Genomic DNA, 15,374 nt, shown 5'->3' on the forward strand with positions numbered 1-15,374 from the left:
GAACGGTCATTTGTAAGACATTCTTTTTCCCCGACTCTGTTGTCTCAGGACTTCTCATGATCTTGAATGATAGGCCAGTCTTGAACAAATCTATATGTACACATTGTCACTTGACTGTAAGCAGAGTTTTAGCTAGTTTCAAATACGTAACATGGTCATCACCGATCATTCAAGGGGAAGGCGTTCAACCATGAATTTACAAATGTATGTGACGCATCTTTACAACGTATGCTACCAAAACTGAATCCAGGTGTTCGTCTCGACGAACTTGCACAATATATTCAAGGTCACGTCGAAGGTGATGGGAATGTGCTGTTGACAGGTGTGGCAAGTCTTGAGCAGGCTGAACCTGGAGACTTGGTTTTTGTCACGGATTCCACACTTTCTTCGTGCGCTCGTGAATCCCACGCGTCGGCTTTTATTATCCCCCAACCACTCGAAGGCGAACGTCGGCCCCAACTGATCACCTCTAACCCATTGTATGCGTTTGCCTGTCTCACGCAACGGTATTTCCTTCCTCCTGCTTCTCGTCACGGAATTGCCGACATGGTGGTGAAGGGAAGTGATGTTCGTATTGGACCAGACACATCCATCGACGCTTTTGTGACGCTTGGAGATCGCGTTCAGCTTGGTGCGCGTGTGACGCTCTATCCGGGAGTCGTGTTAGGCCGTGACGTGGTCATTGGCGACGACTCGATCCTCTATCCAAACGTCACGGTCTTAGAAGGCTGTCAGATTGGCGCACGAGTCATTATACATAGTGGTACAGTCATTGGTAGCGACGGGTTTGGCTATGTAGCCCATCAAGGGCGGCATCAAAAAATTCCGCAACTTGGCAGCGTCATCATCGAAGATGACGTTGAATTGGGGGCCAATGTCACAATCGATCGCGCAACCTTTGGTGTGACAACCGTTAAGCGAGGCACGAAGATCGATAACCAAGTCCAAATAGCACATAACGTCCAAATCGGGGAAGATTGCATACTTGTTGCACAAGTCGGCATTGCGGGAAGTACAACTGTGGGACATCATGTCCTCATCGGCGGCCAAGCTGGACTCACCGATCATTTAACGATTGGAGATCAAGCAAAAATCGCGGCGGGTTCTGGAGTGAGTCGTTCAGTAGAATCCCAAAAAGCGGTGGGTGGTTCGATGGCATTTGACTATGCATCGTGGCTGAAAACGCAAGCGCTTATTCAACGATTGCCAGAGATGCGGAAAGAAATTCAAGACCTCAAGGCGAAACTGGCGAAACTGGAGTCCGAGTCATAATACCGACTAACAGTTGTTAGCCCTAACTCTTTTTTCCCTTCTTTCCGGGAGGGAGAATAATGCCTTTCCAGAAAAACATTTTGGCCCAAAAGTAGCCAGCCCAAGGCAAGGCAAATGCTGGAACGGGGTCGACATACCCTGCCAGGACGGTCAGGATCGAGATTCCAATAAACCCGACAATGCCTAGGATATACCAGAGCGGAATGAGTCCGCGCCCTCGGTGTTCCACCGGCGTTTCGACTGCAGCTCTTCTAGCTTTTTGAATGGACCGTTGGGTGGCCGTTCTCATACGACTGGCAAAGAAGGCCGGGAATTCCCGTAACAAAAATTGATGATACTTGGTCTGCGCTAGTCCCACCAATACCCCAATCACCAACAACCCTGAGCTTGAGGTAAAGGTTTCCCAGGAGTACGTGCCGTTCCAGAGCTGGACAAGAAGTCCGATGACTCCTATGACCATGGTGATCAAGCCTGTCATTCCCGCTGGAAACAGAATGTGAGTTCGCACGTAGTCGTGCGCTCGTTCGACTTCACCCTGAACTTTTCGTGTAGTAATGACTTTGGCCATTGATTTTAGATCTGTGAATGTGAACTGATGATCCTGTGAGGTTGACAGACATGAGCTGCCATGTCATGAGGGTGCCGATTCATGTGAAAGTCTTTTGTCGATGGTCTTATCGGACTGTTCATCTTATTCATGATCGTCCTCGAGGTTTCGCCCTTCAGTTTCATCAAACGTCAATGCTTCCGCCGGGATCCGATACTGCTCACTCAGCCATCCGTTCAAGTCAAGGAGGCGGCATCGTTCTGAACAAAATGGACGAAAGGGGTTGTCTTCCCGTCGAATTTGGCGTCTGCACGTTGGACAGTTCATGGCGTTTCACTCGTTGCTTGTTGCTCGTGAATCGTCGTTCGTGAAAGAACCCTTCACATGAATGACTGACTGCGAAATACGAATCACAAGCGACGAACCACGAGGTTGCTATACATGAAACTGCGCCTCATATAAGTCTGTGTACATTCCACCCTGCTCAAGAAGTTGAGCATGGCTCCCCTCTTCGACAATGTGTCCATGCTTTAATACCACAATACGGTCAACATTGTGCAAGGTCGACAATCGATGGGCAATGACAAATGTTGTTCGTCCTTGAATCAGATGCGTCAGGGCTTCGCGAATTTTCACTTCAGTCTCTGTATCGATATTGGATGTGGCTTCATCAAATATCACAATTGGCGGGTCTTTTAACAGCACGCGAGCGATTGAGACGCGCTGTTTTTGACCAACCGATAGTTTCACGCCACGTTCACCGATCCAGGTGTCATAGCCTTCAGGAAGGTCGATGATAAACTCATGCGCCCGTGCGGCCTTTGCAACGGCTTCAATACGTTCTGGTGTCGCATGCAGATCGCCATAGGCAATATTCTGTCGAATCGTTCCATTAAATAAAAATGGTTCTTGCTGGACCAAGCCAATTTGGGTACGTAGATAAGCTAGGGGAAGATCTCGGATATCATGCCCGTCCATCGTAATGACGCCAGCCTTGACATCATAAAACCGCATAAGCAATTTTATGATGGTGCTTTTCCCTGCGCCACTGTGACCAACTAAGGCAACTTGCTGACTGGCCTTCACATTCAAAGACACATCGTGTAAGACCGGGACATCATCACGATAGAAAAACGAGACGCGTTGGAGTGCCACGGCTCCTCGTAACCGTGTGGTCGTTGGGTGTACGGATGGTTGGTCAACCACGTCCGGCTGAAAATCTAATACTTCAAACACACGTTCACTGGCTGCCAAGGCATGTTGTAGCAAATGATTGACTGAATGTATTTGATTGACGGGTGTATAAAATAATACAAGGTATGACAAAAACATGACCAATTCACCTAAGGTCAGATGACCTTCCATCACTTGTTGTGAGCCATACCATAAGATGAGAACCGTTCCGAGACTCCCCACGAATATCATGCTTGGAGAATAGATCGACCAGAGGTACATGGCTTTCAGATTGGCCTGACTGTAGTCCTTGCTGCGTTTCGTAAATCGTTCCTCTTCATAACCATGACGATTAAAGCCCATGGTCTCTCGAATTCCTGATAAGGCATCTTGCAGATAGGCATTGAGATCAGCGGCTTCTCGACGAATATCGTGATAATGCCGATGGACTCGCCGCGTAAACCCAATCCCCGCTACGATGAGAATTGGTACAGGCAGGAGAACCAAGAGGGCTAATTCCCAATTGAGGGTGAACAGAATGATGGTGATGCCGATTAACGTCAACGAGGCTGTCAGCATGCCTTCAAGACCGTCGATAAAGATGCGCTCAACGTGTTCGGTGTCATTCGTCACCCGCGACATCATTTCACCTGTCGACCGATTTTCAAAGTAGTTCAGTGAAAGACGTTGTAATGCTGAAAATACCTGACCACGTAATTCAAAGACCACTTGCTGTTCTAATGTATTATTAAACCGAATCCGTAACGAGTTGAAGAGGTTCTTGAAGGTGTAGGCCAAGAAGAGACCAATGAGGACGTAAGGCAGTAACTCGGTATCTTGATTGGGAATGACATCGTCAATGACAACTTTGATGAGCCAGGGTGGAAGGAGGTCAAGCGCGGTTGCAAGTGCGGCACAGAGAAAGGTCAGCGTCACCAGTGATCGATGTGGAGCGAGATAGGAAAGCACACGTCCTAAAGGTTTCACAGATACTCAACTATTCTTTCCATCATGAACGATGTACTTCAGATGTGGTTTGGCAGATTCAACTGAATATTCGGTGTTCGTTCGTACGAAACAAGGGGGATTAAATTACGGTGGCTGGTTCTGTTTGCCAATACGTTTCGAATTCTTGCAGTTGTGTCAAGGTTGACATGTCGGCCATTCGATCAATGAACAGTTTGCCAAGCAAGTGGTCAATTTCATGTTGAATGCATACGGCATAGAGGCCCTGAGCTTCCCAATCTTGAAAAGTCCCCTCTTGGTCATGGGCCTGCACGCGAATCATTGAGGGACGTGTCACCTGTCCCTGAAGCCCATCAATGCTGAGACAGCCTTCCCACATTTCGGTTTGCTGGGGGCCGTAAAATATAATTTTGGGATTGATCAAGACGGTTCGTGGAAATCCATTGTCGCCTTTGCATTCCATGACGACAACTTGTTCGGAGCATGAGACTTGTGGGGCTGCCAAACCAATGCCGTTATTCTCAACCATGGTTTCGAACATGTCGGCAATGAATGCTTGAAATGCCGGAGTCTGAATGCGATTGATCTCTACGGGTTCGGCAATTTTTCTTAATATTGGATTTCCAACTTTGGCTATTGGTAGTAAGCCCATCATCGTCTCCCTATTGTGTGTATCTATTGTTGATGGCTGATGTTGACCGAATACGCATGTTCCCTGAGCCCTTCAGCTCGAAGGTGAGGCGAATGGATGTTTTTGAGATTTTGATGGCTCAAATCGGTTTTCATTTTCTTTCAACCACGCCGACCATTCCTTGCTCCATTCTTTCCGCTCTTCTTCCGTCGACATTTCCCAATTATGTTGAGCGCCAGAAAACCCGGTCAGTCTCCAGAAGGATTCAAGTGCTGTAATCGAGACAAACTTTTCAGGATCCCCAATTGTATCAATCAAGATTGGGAGGACTTCTTTTTTTCTCACGTTCCTGGCTTCGAACACGGCTGTTCTTCGAATCGTTGAATTCTCATCTTTGACCATTTCTTTGATTGCCGGATGCACTTGATCTGCATCTAAGCGAGTTGCCACGCGAATGGCATGAGAGCGTACCCGAGAAATATCCTCTGGATTCGTGGCGACGTCCAAGAGTGCAGGTACGGCTTCCGGGTTTTTGATCATGGAAAGTGTCTCAATAGCATTATATCGTATTCGTGGGCCTGGCATCTTCAAAGCTTTCACGACAAACGGGACCGAGTGCTTCGCATAATGCACAAATTCGCCCATAACCCAGAGCTCTTGTTTGCCGGCCAAGAGAGGGACAAGAGAGTCCAGCCGATCGCGATCTTTCTGAGTTAATACGTCTGGAGCTGGGGTGGCCTTCGGAATGTCTGGAAATTCTGCTTTGGGCGGTGGATCATACTCCTGGACAAGAATGCTTCTTGCCGACTGTCCGATTGCCGCATTTGCCAAACTGCAAGAGGTCGTCACCAGGGTGATGAGGAACATCAGTATCTGCCATCTTGTCCACCTAGTCCTTGTCAGCATCGTGCGTCTCCACTTCAAGTTTCATATGTGTGGGAAAAATAGGTATTCTTTAATAATTCAGCCAGTCTAGTCGGTTAGACCTAAAGTGGTCAAGATTGAGCTACACGCATTAACGTTGAGACGTGCGGCCTGAGACGGCTGTATTATGAGGGATTGAAATGGGACGTCGATGCAGGAACGCGTGCTGTACCCTCACGTAATCGAAGCTGACGACGCGAACTGTCAGGTTGATAGTCTATTCGACTTCTAGTGTGATTGTCTTAATCTCAAAGGATCGACTTATTTTACTCCCAGTCGCACGAGTGACTGGAGCGCAGCATCCTTTACCATATTGGCTGGGTCACGGAGCGCGGTTGTTAAGGCTTCTAATGCTGCCCGCTCACTCGCCACTCCCATCGTTCCATTTCCCAAGTTTTCAGCAGCTAGCCCACGCGTTTCGGGATCATGATGAAAGAACAGTGCTTGAATATTCCCTTTCACGGATTGAGAACATTTTGTTGTCGGCATGATGGCTTTCTCTCGTGAAGTGTTTGTGGTGTACGAATGATATGAAACAAATTGCTCGATCGGTCAGCATTGTCATATTCTTTACACAAATGTGTAAAAAGGCTAAACGAAATAACAGAATGTCAAATTTGCTTGAGTCAATTTCCCATCAATAGGACAAGGAGCTTGTTTTTGACCCTACGAATGTTCCGGTGTGAATACTAGTGGATTTAACGACGGATTTTTATTATAAAGTCCTATCCTGAGCACGCGAGAAGCGAGATCTTGCCCGCCTTGCGTAATGTTCATTGCGCAGGGTTTTTCCTAGTACAGAAATTACCGTTTCTCAAATTGACGTTTCGTATTAATATGACTATTTTATACAGCCTTTGGACTTTCCTGGCCCTCTAAATGAAGACTCAGTCATCTGTTTTTGAGGGGGCGAGCATGCATCGTCATAGTAAAATACGCAACTATTGTCTTGATGTTGGGGAGCTATACGTGTGATCACGGTTCCTCTCACATCGCGTCTTCTTCATAACGAATGTCAATGCCCACGTTCATTGAAACTTCTCGTTGAAAGGGCCATATACTCATGATTGCGAGACTGACTTTTCTTCTTATCTTCTTCCTGACCGCCTGTTCCCCCAGTGTTGTCGTGAAAAGTCCAACATCGGTTGGTTCACCGGGGACCACGGTTGGTCAAGTTGGCCCCACGCTGATGAAAGAGTACATCATTCAACCTGGCGATGAGTTAGATATTAAGTTCTTCTATAATGCGGACTTAAATGAGCTTGTGACGGTTCGGCCGGATGGGCGCATTTCCCTCCAATTAGTTGGGGAAGCCATTGCGGCGGGACGGACGCCCCACGCACTGACGGAACTCTTGAAAAAAGAATATGATCGAGAGCTCAAACAACCAGAAATCACGGTCATCGTGCGTGCGTTTGGTGCGAGGATTTATGTCGACGGTGAAGTTGAAAAGCCAGGAGAGCTTGAACTGACAGGGCCTTTGACGGTGATGCAGGCAATATCACGGGCAGAAGGCGCGACGGAGGAGGCCTGGGACGAAGCCTTAATTATCCGGCGAATTCAGGGCAGACAGCCACTGGTTATCCCGGTGAAACTCAAGGCCGTACTCTCCGGGGAGGATTTTACACAGGATATAGGTCTTGTGCCCTTTGATATTGTCTATGTTCCACGTTCACCCATTGCGGACGTGAACCTCTGGGTCGATCAATATATTCGCAAAAATATTCCAATAAGGTTCGGAGCCTTTTTCCCAATTAATTAGAGCCTACCACCTGAGTTTTCCGGCATGCATAATGGATGAAGCAATCACAGGGAATAGTCAAAATATTCTGCCCCGCACTTATGCGTATGTGATGGCTATGTTGCCTTGGAGTAAAGTTTTAAAAATAAAATTTAAGATTTAAATACTTAAATACGTAATAATGCTGTATGCTATGCCATGCACTTCCGGTTGCAAAAGTAGTAGCCTTAGCAAGGAATCTTGAGTATAATTTTCTATACTTCCAGGTGATGTATTCTCCCATCACCCAATAGGTATGTTCATTGCATTTTCACCGCATTTATCTATTGCGACGATTGTAAATAGAAAAAAGAGAATATTATGAAAGTACAATGCCAAGGGTATAGAACCTGAGCTTTTTCTCACCCTGGCGACAATTAATTATATTCCTAAATTTTATCCTATGCCTAGCAATATCATAAATTGAAGCGTACGCATCTATTACATTACTACGGCAAAACCTGAAATATATCCCTCAAGGCATTTTCAATAAAATCTCTCAATAAAGATTGCAGACGAAAGGACCGTGTACAAATGATTGCGGGACGTATTTTTCTTCTGATGTTTTTCTTGACGGCTTGTTCGCCCAGCGTGGTTGTCAAAAGCCCCACGTCGGTTGGTTCCCCCGGGACGACGGTAGGGCAGGTTGGGCCCACCTTGATGAAAGAGTACATCATTCAACCTGGCGATGAGTTAGATATTAAGTTCTTCTATAATGCGGACTTAAATGAGCTTGTGACGGTTCGGCCGGATGGGCGCATTTCCCTCCAATTAGTTGGGGAAGCCATTGCGGCGGGACGGACGCCCAATGCACTCTCGGCGCTCTTAACACAAGAATATGATCGAGAATTAAAACAACCGGAAATCACGGTCATCGTGCGTGCGTTTGGTGCGAGGATTTATGTCGACGGTGAAGTTGAAAAGCCTGGTGAACTTGAACTAACAGGGCCATTGACCGTGATGCAGGCAATATCACGGGCAGAAGGCGCGACAGAGGAGGCCTGGGACGAAGCCTTAATTATCCGACGAATTCAGGGCAGACAACCACTGGTTATTCCGGTAAATCTCAAGGCCGTACTCTCCGGGGAGGATTTTACGCAGGATATAGGCCTTGTGCCTTATGATATTGTCTATGTTCCACGTTCACCCATTGCGGATGTGAACCTCTGGGTCGATCAATATATTCGTCAAAATATTCCAATTAACTTTGGAGCATTTTTCCCTCTCTAATACAACTACAGTGCCTCCTTTTATCGAAGATGAACGTATCGTAAGGAAGTTCATATTATGCAGATTTTTAGGAAGAAGAAAATATTGGAAATTCCGAATTTCTTTCGTTCATATGCTCAGCGTTTTCAATTACGGGTACTCCTTTACTCACTTTCAATTTTGACGCTTGGCGTTGGAACTGCACAGTCGCTTGAGTCCGTTCCCACCGGACAGAGGATTCAACGGACCGATATAGCAACTGGGCAACCACCGACAAGTACTCTGCCTACTCCTTCCTTTGTCGAACGCCAATTACATGCCTATAAACATGAGCTCGCTCAAGCTGAGGCAAAAGTCCAAGCATTTAAAAAACAACATGCCTTCACATCGCTTGCAGATCAACAGCAACTTCTTCTTGAACAAAGAAAAGAATTAGACACCCTACTCAAGGAAACAGCGAATAATATAAGCGGTCTTGACACAAAACTCATGTGGTTGAAGCAGCAGATCACCAAAATTCCAGAGAAGGTGCCACTGTCAAGCGTGACGAATCAACAACAAATTCTTCAAGAGGCACAAAAAAACCTCCTCGACCTCGAGATCAAAGAACAAGAATATTTAACAAAATATCAAGCCAATAGTCGCGCTATCCAGAGTGTACAGAAAGAAATTCAGCTTGTGAAGAATTTCTTAAAGAAACAGCAGTCGGCAGAACTTGAAAATATGATCACAACGGGAAAAAATCCTGTGTATCAAGAGCTAGAAATTGAAATCCTTCGCACTGAGGCACAACTTGTTTCTGAACAAGCACGACGGAATGTTACGCACAAGCAAATCCTTGAAATTGACGAAGAACTCCAACGGTTGAATCATCTCGAAAAAGAATTTCGGGAACTTCTTCGTACTGTTGAGGCGAGTGAACGTGTTTATGAAGATTATCTAGCGATGGTCGGGACCACGCCATTGGATGATTACCGGGTTCAAGTTGGTGATTTACTCGACGTGAAGTTTTTCTTTAATCCCGACCTTAATCAAGAAGCGACGGTACGGCCTGATGGAAAGATCTCATTGCAACTTATCGGTGAAGTCATGGCTTCAGGGCAAACCGTAGAGGAGTTAAAAGCTCTTCTAAAGCACCATTACGAGAATGAATTAAAAAATCCATCGATTACAGTGATTCTACGTTCATTTACGACGAATATCGATACGCGCTCCAGAGCTACCAAGCATTCTCGATGATTGAATTTTTCAGAAATTCTTCACTGCGCCATTTTTTATAACGAACGTTTGTGTTGATCGCCTCATACTATTATAAACATTTCACCTACATGAAGAATTACAAAAACCCATGATACCGCAACGAGAGCAACAGGCTATATCACCACAACATGACGGACCACACATTAGCTTGCGAGATGTCCTGACTATTTTATTTAAGCACAGAGGGAAGATTTTAGGGGTGCTGTTCGGGACTGTGGCGTTGGTGACGATTGGTTCTTTTTTAATTCCTCCAACATACGAAGCGACGTCAAGTCTGATGGTCAAGATGGGCCGTGAACACATTTACCGTCCTGAAGTCGGGAGCGTCAATCCGTCCGTGTCGTTTGATCAAGAACGAGTCATAGAATCTGAACTTCAAATTATTTCTAGCCGAGATTTGTTGGAGCAGGTTATCAAGACCCTGAGTGTCGAAATGATGTACCCTGACATTGCTGATTCCCCGCCCTCAGATATCTCGAAGCTTGAAGCCAGTTTTCTGGAAATGCAGGAGAATTTTCGGGCGACGGGCGTCAAAGATTCTAATGTCATTAACTTGGGTTTCCAGCATCATAATCCAGAGATTTCTGCGAAGTCTATTAACCTCTTGATAGACTACCTCTTGGAAAAACATTTGGAGATTTTCAGTAATCCTCAATTTGAATTTCTCGAGCAACAAGTACAGGATTACCATAATAAATTGCAAAATGCTAAGGGTGCTTTGCAAGACTTTAAGCGTCAGCATGGGCTATCTTCACTCGAAGAGGAGCAGCACCTTCTTCTCGAACAGCGTAGAAACCTGGATGTCTCTCGCAGAGAAGTTCAAAATGAAAGAGAAGGTCTGAAGAGCAAACTCGATTCACTCCTGAAACAAATTGCAGAAGTACCTGAATTCGTGTCTCATACAAGCCTATCCGAACGGCAAAAAGTGATCGATGAAGCCAAATCCAATCTCTTGAAGTTACAACTTGAAGAACAGAATCTTTCCACACGCTACAAAGACACCAGTCGTTTCGTTGTAAATATTCGAAGTGAAATCCAGATGATTCAGAAGTTTATCCAAGAACAAGAATCAATCCTTAGTGATAAGGTCACGACAATCCAAAATCCAGTCCATCAAGAACTTCTCATTGAAATTCATAAGTCAAAATCTGAATTTCGCTCTCTAGACTCTCGTGTGAAAGCCATTACAGGACAGTTGCAGGAGTTGGAGGAAGATTTATCAAAACTTGATAGATTGGCCAAAGAACTTGAGGCCCTTCAGCTGCAGATCGAGTCAGCAGAAAAAAATTACACCATTTATTTGAGTAAAGTTGAAGATGCACGAGTCGCTGAAGAAATGGATCATCTCAAGTTAGCGAATATTAGCGTCATTCAACCTGCTGTTGTCCCAGCGGAACCGATCGCTCCCAAGGTAGCGTTAAATATTCTGATTTCGATAATCCTCGGCAGTATAGCCGGTATTAGCTTGGCTTTTCTTTCTGAGTATTTTCAAGGAGGGTATACACGCTCTGAACATGCTGCGCGTGCACTCGGACTTCCAACTCTTACAAGTGTTCGTTATCACGAAGACCTTACGTAGGGCTTATGTATCTAAACTTTTACGGGATCACCAAAAAACCGTTTCATACAACGCCAGACCCGCGCTTTCTTTTTTCGAGCGCGACCCATCGGGAAGCCTTATCTTCCCTGATCTACGGTGTAGAAGAACGGCAAGGGTTCATTACTATAATTGGCGAGGTGGGTGTTGGAAAGACTACGATTCTTCGCACGTTGCTTGAACGACTCGATGCCTCTCAAGACCGTGCGGTCTATATTTATAATCCAAATTTAACATTTACTGATTTATTGAAATGCCTGTTAAGTGAGCTTGGGCATCATCCAACCGATCAGAATAGTAGCGCCATGGTTCAGCAACTCCAGGACGTCTTAATTCAAGAATATCAAAAAGGCGGAACCATTGTGCTGTTGATTGATGAAGCTCAGAACATGCCGCTTGCTACGCTTGAAAATTTGCGTATGCTGTCGAACCTTGAAACGACCACAGATAAACTTCTTCAAATCGTTCTCATTGGTCAACCTGAATTAGAAGATTTGCTCAATCAAGATGCCTTGCGTCAATTAAAGCAACGTATTACCATTCGCGCGACCATTCGACCTCTGACTAAATCTGAAAGCTTTGATTATATTCAGTATCGGCTGGCAAAAGCCGGAGCAAAATCTTCTACTATTTTTTCAAAACCTGCGCTTACATTGATTATTCATGAAGCACGAGGCATTCCAAGGCGTTTGAATATACTGTGCGATAATACACTTCTCACTGGATATGCATATCAAGTCAAACCCATTCCAGGAAAAATCGCCAAAGAAGTCATTTCGGATCTCAAAGGTACGACAAGACAAACACGTAAGAAGTGGATTGCAGCGGCAATTGCAGCCGGGGTCTTTATTTTTTCGATTCCTTGGATTCGAGCCAATACCGATTTTTTTCTATTTGAATCTCTTGATTCCCAAGAAGCCGTGCAACTGACTCAAAACGTAGTGCGTTCGCCTCAAAAGACAGAGTCCACAATGCCAGCATCCCGAACGATGCCCTTAGAAATTACTGAGCCGATACCGACACCAGTTGCGCCGAGAGATGTTTTATTGAATAAGTCATATGTAGAACGTCCTCACATGCAGCATGCTGATCAACAGACACGACAAGCTACTCATATTGAAAATCCGAAAACACAAGAACAATCAATTGATGAACCAAAGGCAAAGCTTCCGCAGGCAGCTCAGCCTCCCCTTCGTCAACGTGAAAAACAGCCGATTCATGCAAAGTCATCTGAACAATCTCAAGAGTTCGTACGCCCACCTCAAAGTATAGCACGCGTCGGTGAGTTACCCTTGAAGGTGTATCATGTTAAGCGTGGGGACACACTTGATAAACTCATACGTTCAACGTACGGGAGGTCAAGTCCTCAGCATATCCGTCGTGTCCTAGAACAGAATCCGCATATACGAAGTGCCAAATGGCTGTTCCCTGGACAAACAATCACATTTCCACGGATTCGCCCAGAGTTGTCTGCCGACTGATCTGTTCACCTTATATAAAACTCCGTGAATTTTTTATTTTCATTCATACAGAGTGAGACCTTATGAGTAAAGTTTATGAAGCCTTACAGCAAGCTCAAACAGATCGACAGCAGGGAAAAGGCCGTCTTCTTCAAGAGCGACCAGAAAAAGAATCCCCAAAGATCCTTCCAATACGAGTTCTCGATCAGCCGAAGCATGCCGAAGAGTTCCCGATTCAACTTGAACGAGAAATGCTTCAACTTCACCAAAATCTTTCAGGTTTACTGGATAATAGTAAGAAAAATATCATTCAGTTTCTTGGCTCTCAAGACAACGACGGGACATCAACAATCGTTCGTGAATATGCCAAGGTCCTTGCCATGATATACGGTAAATCCGTTCTTCTTATCGATGCACATCAGGCGCAAGCGCAGTTCAAGTATTTTGGCGTACTTCCTGGCCTTTCTCTCGAGCAAGCTATCATGAATGAAGAAGATATTCGTGAGGCTGTGTGTCAAGTTGGCGAGTCCCAATTATTTATTGCATCACTCTCATCGCAGGTACGGTCGATAGCCAATCGGGAAGTCTCAGAGAAAAAAGAAAAAGTTTTAACGAGTGCACAATATAGATTTGACTACATCCTTATTGATTCGCCAACGATTCATTCTTCAATTGATGGCCTCGAGTTGTGCCGACGGGTTCATGGTGTGGTCGTAGTAATTCAAGCGGAAAAATCTCGCTCTGTTGTCGTTGAAAACGTTAAAGAACGGGTTGAGAAAAATGGAGGAACGGTTTTAGGCATTGTCTTTAATAAGGAGTTTCATTACATACCGAAATGGCTCTACAAACACCTCTGACATGAATAAACAGCTACTGGTTTCTATAAAATAGCAAGATCTTCACTCGCATCATAACTTCCTATCGTAGTGCGTCTTATCAATGTACTACTAATCCCGCAATCAATTCATTGTGAATCTCACTATCATAAGGAATTCTCAAATGATACTCCCCGTACGCTTTATTGATATGTTTCTCTCTATAATATTCGCTGTGTTTTTGTGTGGCAGTGGTTTAAGCTCGGAAAGTTATAGTTTCCCGATAGACAGATCACTCCCCTTGTCATATACAGCGGCCATTTCTGATAGCTCCTATGTGAGAAATACAAGCACGGTGGGGCTTGACCATCGGAGTTCAATCAAGGTTAACCCGGGGACTAATATCCAATCTCTGGTTGAGCGTCATCCTCCCGGCACAAAATTTGTTCTTAAAAAGGGCGTCCATCGTCTACAACGCATTGTTCCCAAAAACGGCAATTCGTTTGTAGGCGAAGCCGGTGCGATCTTATCGGGTGCACGCGAATTGACAGGGTTTGTCAAGAAGGGAAAGTATTGGGTCGTGACTGGCCAAACCCAACAAGGGCAGGTCCATGGCAAGTGTCAAAAATTACCAAACGGACATGAGTCTACTAGCTGTAGATATCCGGAAGATCTATTTCTCGATGATACGGTATTAGTACAAGTTACAAGCTTATCTGACATTGGGAAGGATAGTTGGTATTTTGATTATAAGAATGATTCAATATATCTAGCCGATGACCCTGTTGGGCATAGAATTGAAACGAGTATTACACGTCATGCATTTGAAGGTGCGGCCAAAGATGTGACGATTCGTGGGTTAATCATTGAAAAGTATGCCAATCCGGCACAACATGGAGCTATCCATGCCAAGCACGGACAAGGTTGGATTATCCAAGACTCCGAGGTCAGACTTAACCATGGAATAGGAATTCGATCGGGAGAACGCATTCATGTTCTACGCTGCTACGTCCACCATAATGGACAACTCGGCATTGGGGGATTTGGTGACAATATTCTGATTCAACACAATGAAATCTCACATAATAATACACTGGAATTCAGAAGAGAATGGGAAGCTGGTGGAACAAAGTTTGTCAAGACACAGCATCTCATTGTCAGTGACAATTTTGTACACCACAACCGAGGGCCTGGACTTTGGACTGACATTGATAATATCAATACTTTATACGAACGAAACCGAGTAGAAGACAATGAGAGAGCAGGGATTTTCCACGAGATCAGTTATGCTGCAATCATTAGAGATAACGTTGTCACAAGAAACGGACTAGGGTTTCCTGTATGGCTATGGGGCTCTGGGATCCTTATTGCCGCCTCCTCTGATACCCAAGTCTATAGAAATCGCGTCGAGAACAATGCCGATGGAATCGGGGCAGTTCAACAAAAACGTGGAAGAGGAAAGTATGGACCTCATCTTGTTAAGAATTTATCGGTGCATGATAATGTCGTCAGCATGACGAAAGGCAACACGGGACTCGTTCAAGATATGAACGACATGTCCTGCTTTACGCAACACAACAATCGTTTTGAATACAATACCTATCATCTTCATGGTAACAGGAAAAAATATTTTCTCTGGATGAATCATTTTCAAACCTTTCGAGAATGGCAAAATTATGGGCACGATAAGGAGGGGAAGTTAGGCCGCTCACCTCATGCCTCTAGCACTCAATGAATTGT

The 15,374-nt window shown here is 45.1% G+C and carries 14 protein-coding genes; 8 read left to right on the plus strand and 6 right to left on the minus strand.

What is annotated here, in order from left to right:
- The first annotated feature begins 228 nt into the window (after positions 1-228).
- Positions 229-1,272 (plus strand): UDP-3-O-(3-hydroxymyristoyl)glucosamine N-acyltransferase, encoded by a 1,044-nt coding sequence (lpxD, locus tag ACWHX8_RS09085; RefSeq protein ID WP_447971634.1) that lies wholly within the window; start codon positions 229-231, stop codon positions 1,270-1,272.
- Between the two features lie 22 nt (positions 1,273-1,294).
- Here the strand turns inward: lpxD and ACWHX8_RS09090 are convergent, their stop codons facing one another.
- The 6 genes from ACWHX8_RS09090 to ACWHX8_RS09115 all read right to left on the minus strand — a co-directional run bounded on the left by ACWHX8_RS09090 (position 1,295) and on the right by ACWHX8_RS09115 (position 6,002).
- Positions 1,295-1,840: a hypothetical protein gene (locus tag ACWHX8_RS09090; RefSeq protein WP_447971635.1), complete on the minus strand. Its 546-nt coding sequence runs from the start codon at positions 1,838-1,840 to the stop codon at positions 1,295-1,297.
- Between the two features lie 123 nt (positions 1,841-1,963).
- Positions 1,964-2,146, minus strand: coding sequence for a DNA gyrase inhibitor YacG (locus ACWHX8_RS09095; RefSeq protein ID WP_447971636.1), 183 nt, complete (start codon positions 2,144-2,146; stop codon positions 1,964-1,966).
- 108 nt (positions 2,147-2,254) lie between these two features.
- A complete protein-coding gene (locus ACWHX8_RS09100) occupies positions 2,255-3,979 on the minus strand; it encodes an ABC transporter ATP-binding protein (RefSeq protein ID WP_447971637.1) in 1,725 nt (574 codons plus the stop codon).
- A 100-nt stretch (positions 3,980-4,079) separates the two neighbouring features.
- Positions 4,080-4,613, minus strand: a complete 534-nt coding sequence (def, locus tag ACWHX8_RS09105) for a peptide deformylase (RefSeq protein WP_447971638.1) — start codon at positions 4,611-4,613, stop codon at positions 4,080-4,082.
- Between the two features lie 69 nt (positions 4,614-4,682).
- Complete coding sequence (locus tag ACWHX8_RS09110) at positions 4,683-5,456, minus strand: HEAT repeat domain-containing protein (RefSeq protein ID WP_447971639.1); 774 nt, start codon at positions 5,454-5,456, stop codon at positions 4,683-4,685.
- 318 nt (positions 5,457-5,774) lie between these two features.
- Complete coding sequence (locus ACWHX8_RS09115; protein ID WP_447971640.1) at positions 5,775-6,002, minus strand: HEAT repeat domain-containing protein; 228 nt, start codon at positions 6,000-6,002, stop codon at positions 5,775-5,777.
- A gap of 574 nt (positions 6,003-6,576) precedes the next feature.
- On the opposite strand from ACWHX8_RS09115, the gene ACWHX8_RS09120 reads away from it, so the two are divergent.
- The 7 genes from ACWHX8_RS09120 to ACWHX8_RS09150 all read left to right on the plus strand — a co-directional run bounded on the left by ACWHX8_RS09120 (position 6,577) and on the right by ACWHX8_RS09150 (position 15,369).
- Positions 6,577-7,275 (plus strand): polysaccharide biosynthesis/export family protein, encoded by a 699-nt coding sequence (locus ACWHX8_RS09120; RefSeq protein ID WP_447971641.1) that lies wholly within the window; start codon positions 6,577-6,579, stop codon positions 7,273-7,275.
- Positions 7,276-7,827: 552 nt separating this feature from the next.
- Positions 7,828-8,523: a polysaccharide biosynthesis/export family protein gene (locus ACWHX8_RS09125; protein ID WP_447971642.1), complete on the plus strand. Its 696-nt coding sequence runs from the start codon at positions 7,828-7,830 to the stop codon at positions 8,521-8,523.
- Positions 8,524-8,580: 57 nt separating this feature from the next.
- Positions 8,581-9,741 carry a polysaccharide biosynthesis/export family protein gene (locus ACWHX8_RS09130; RefSeq protein ID WP_447971643.1) on the plus strand — a complete coding sequence of 387 codons (1,161 nt, stop codon included), beginning with the start codon at positions 8,581-8,583 and terminating at the stop codon, positions 9,739-9,741.
- Positions 9,742-9,850: 109 nt separating this feature from the next.
- Positions 9,851-11,341, plus strand: coding sequence for a GumC family protein (locus ACWHX8_RS09135; protein WP_447971644.1), 1,491 nt, complete (start codon positions 9,851-9,853; stop codon positions 11,339-11,341).
- A gap of 5 nt (positions 11,342-11,346) precedes the next feature.
- Positions 11,347-12,840 carry an AAA family ATPase gene (locus ACWHX8_RS09140; protein ID WP_447971645.1) on the plus strand — a complete coding sequence of 498 codons (1,494 nt, stop codon included), beginning with the start codon at positions 11,347-11,349 and terminating at the stop codon, positions 12,838-12,840.
- Between the two features lie 62 nt (positions 12,841-12,902).
- A complete protein-coding gene (locus ACWHX8_RS09145) occupies positions 12,903-13,676 on the plus strand; it encodes a hypothetical protein (protein WP_447971646.1) in 774 nt (257 codons plus the stop codon).
- Between the two features lie 295 nt (positions 13,677-13,971).
- Positions 13,972-15,369 (plus strand): right-handed parallel beta-helix repeat-containing protein, encoded by a 1,398-nt coding sequence (locus ACWHX8_RS09150; RefSeq protein WP_447971647.1) that lies wholly within the window; start codon positions 13,972-13,974, stop codon positions 15,367-15,369.
- Positions 15,370-15,374 lie beyond the last annotated feature (5 nt).

The organism is Nitrospira sp. M1 (assembly GCF_965152605.1).

Coding starts and splice junctions, on each gene's coding strand:
- lpxD (WP_447971634.1), top strand. CDS start 229: ATGCTACCAAAACTGAATCCAGGTGTTCGTCTCGACGAACTTGCACAA.
- ACWHX8_RS09090 (WP_447971635.1), bottom strand. CDS start 1,840: ATGGCCAAAGTCATTACTACACGAAAAGTTCAGGGTGAAGTCGAACGA.
- ACWHX8_RS09095 (WP_447971636.1), bottom strand. CDS start 2,146: ATGAACTGTCCAACGTGCAGACGCCAAATTCGACGGGAAGACAACCCC.
- def (WP_447971638.1), bottom strand. CDS start 4,613: ATGATGGGCTTACTACCAATAGCCAAAGTTGGAAATCCAATATTAAGA.
- ACWHX8_RS09110 (WP_447971639.1), bottom strand. CDS start 5,456: ATGTTCCTCATCACCCTGGTGACGACCTCTTGCAGTTTGGCAAATGCG.
- ACWHX8_RS09115 (WP_447971640.1), bottom strand. CDS start 6,002: ATGCCGACAACAAAATGTTCTCAATCCGTGAAAGGGAATATTCAAGCA.
- ACWHX8_RS09120 (WP_447971641.1), top strand. CDS start 6,577: ATGATTGCGAGACTGACTTTTCTTCTTATCTTCTTCCTGACCGCCTGT.
- ACWHX8_RS09125 (WP_447971642.1), top strand. CDS start 7,828: ATGATTGCGGGACGTATTTTTCTTCTGATGTTTTTCTTGACGGCTTGT.
- ACWHX8_RS09130 (WP_447971643.1), top strand. CDS start 8,581: ATGCAGATTTTTAGGAAGAAGAAAATATTGGAAATTCCGAATTTCTTT.
- ACWHX8_RS09135 (WP_447971644.1), top strand. CDS start 9,851: ATGATACCGCAACGAGAGCAACAGGCTATATCACCACAACATGACGGA.
- ACWHX8_RS09140 (WP_447971645.1), top strand. CDS start 11,347: ATGTATCTAAACTTTTACGGGATCACCAAAAAACCGTTTCATACAACG.
- ACWHX8_RS09145 (WP_447971646.1), top strand. CDS start 12,903: ATGAGTAAAGTTTATGAAGCCTTACAGCAAGCTCAAACAGATCGACAG.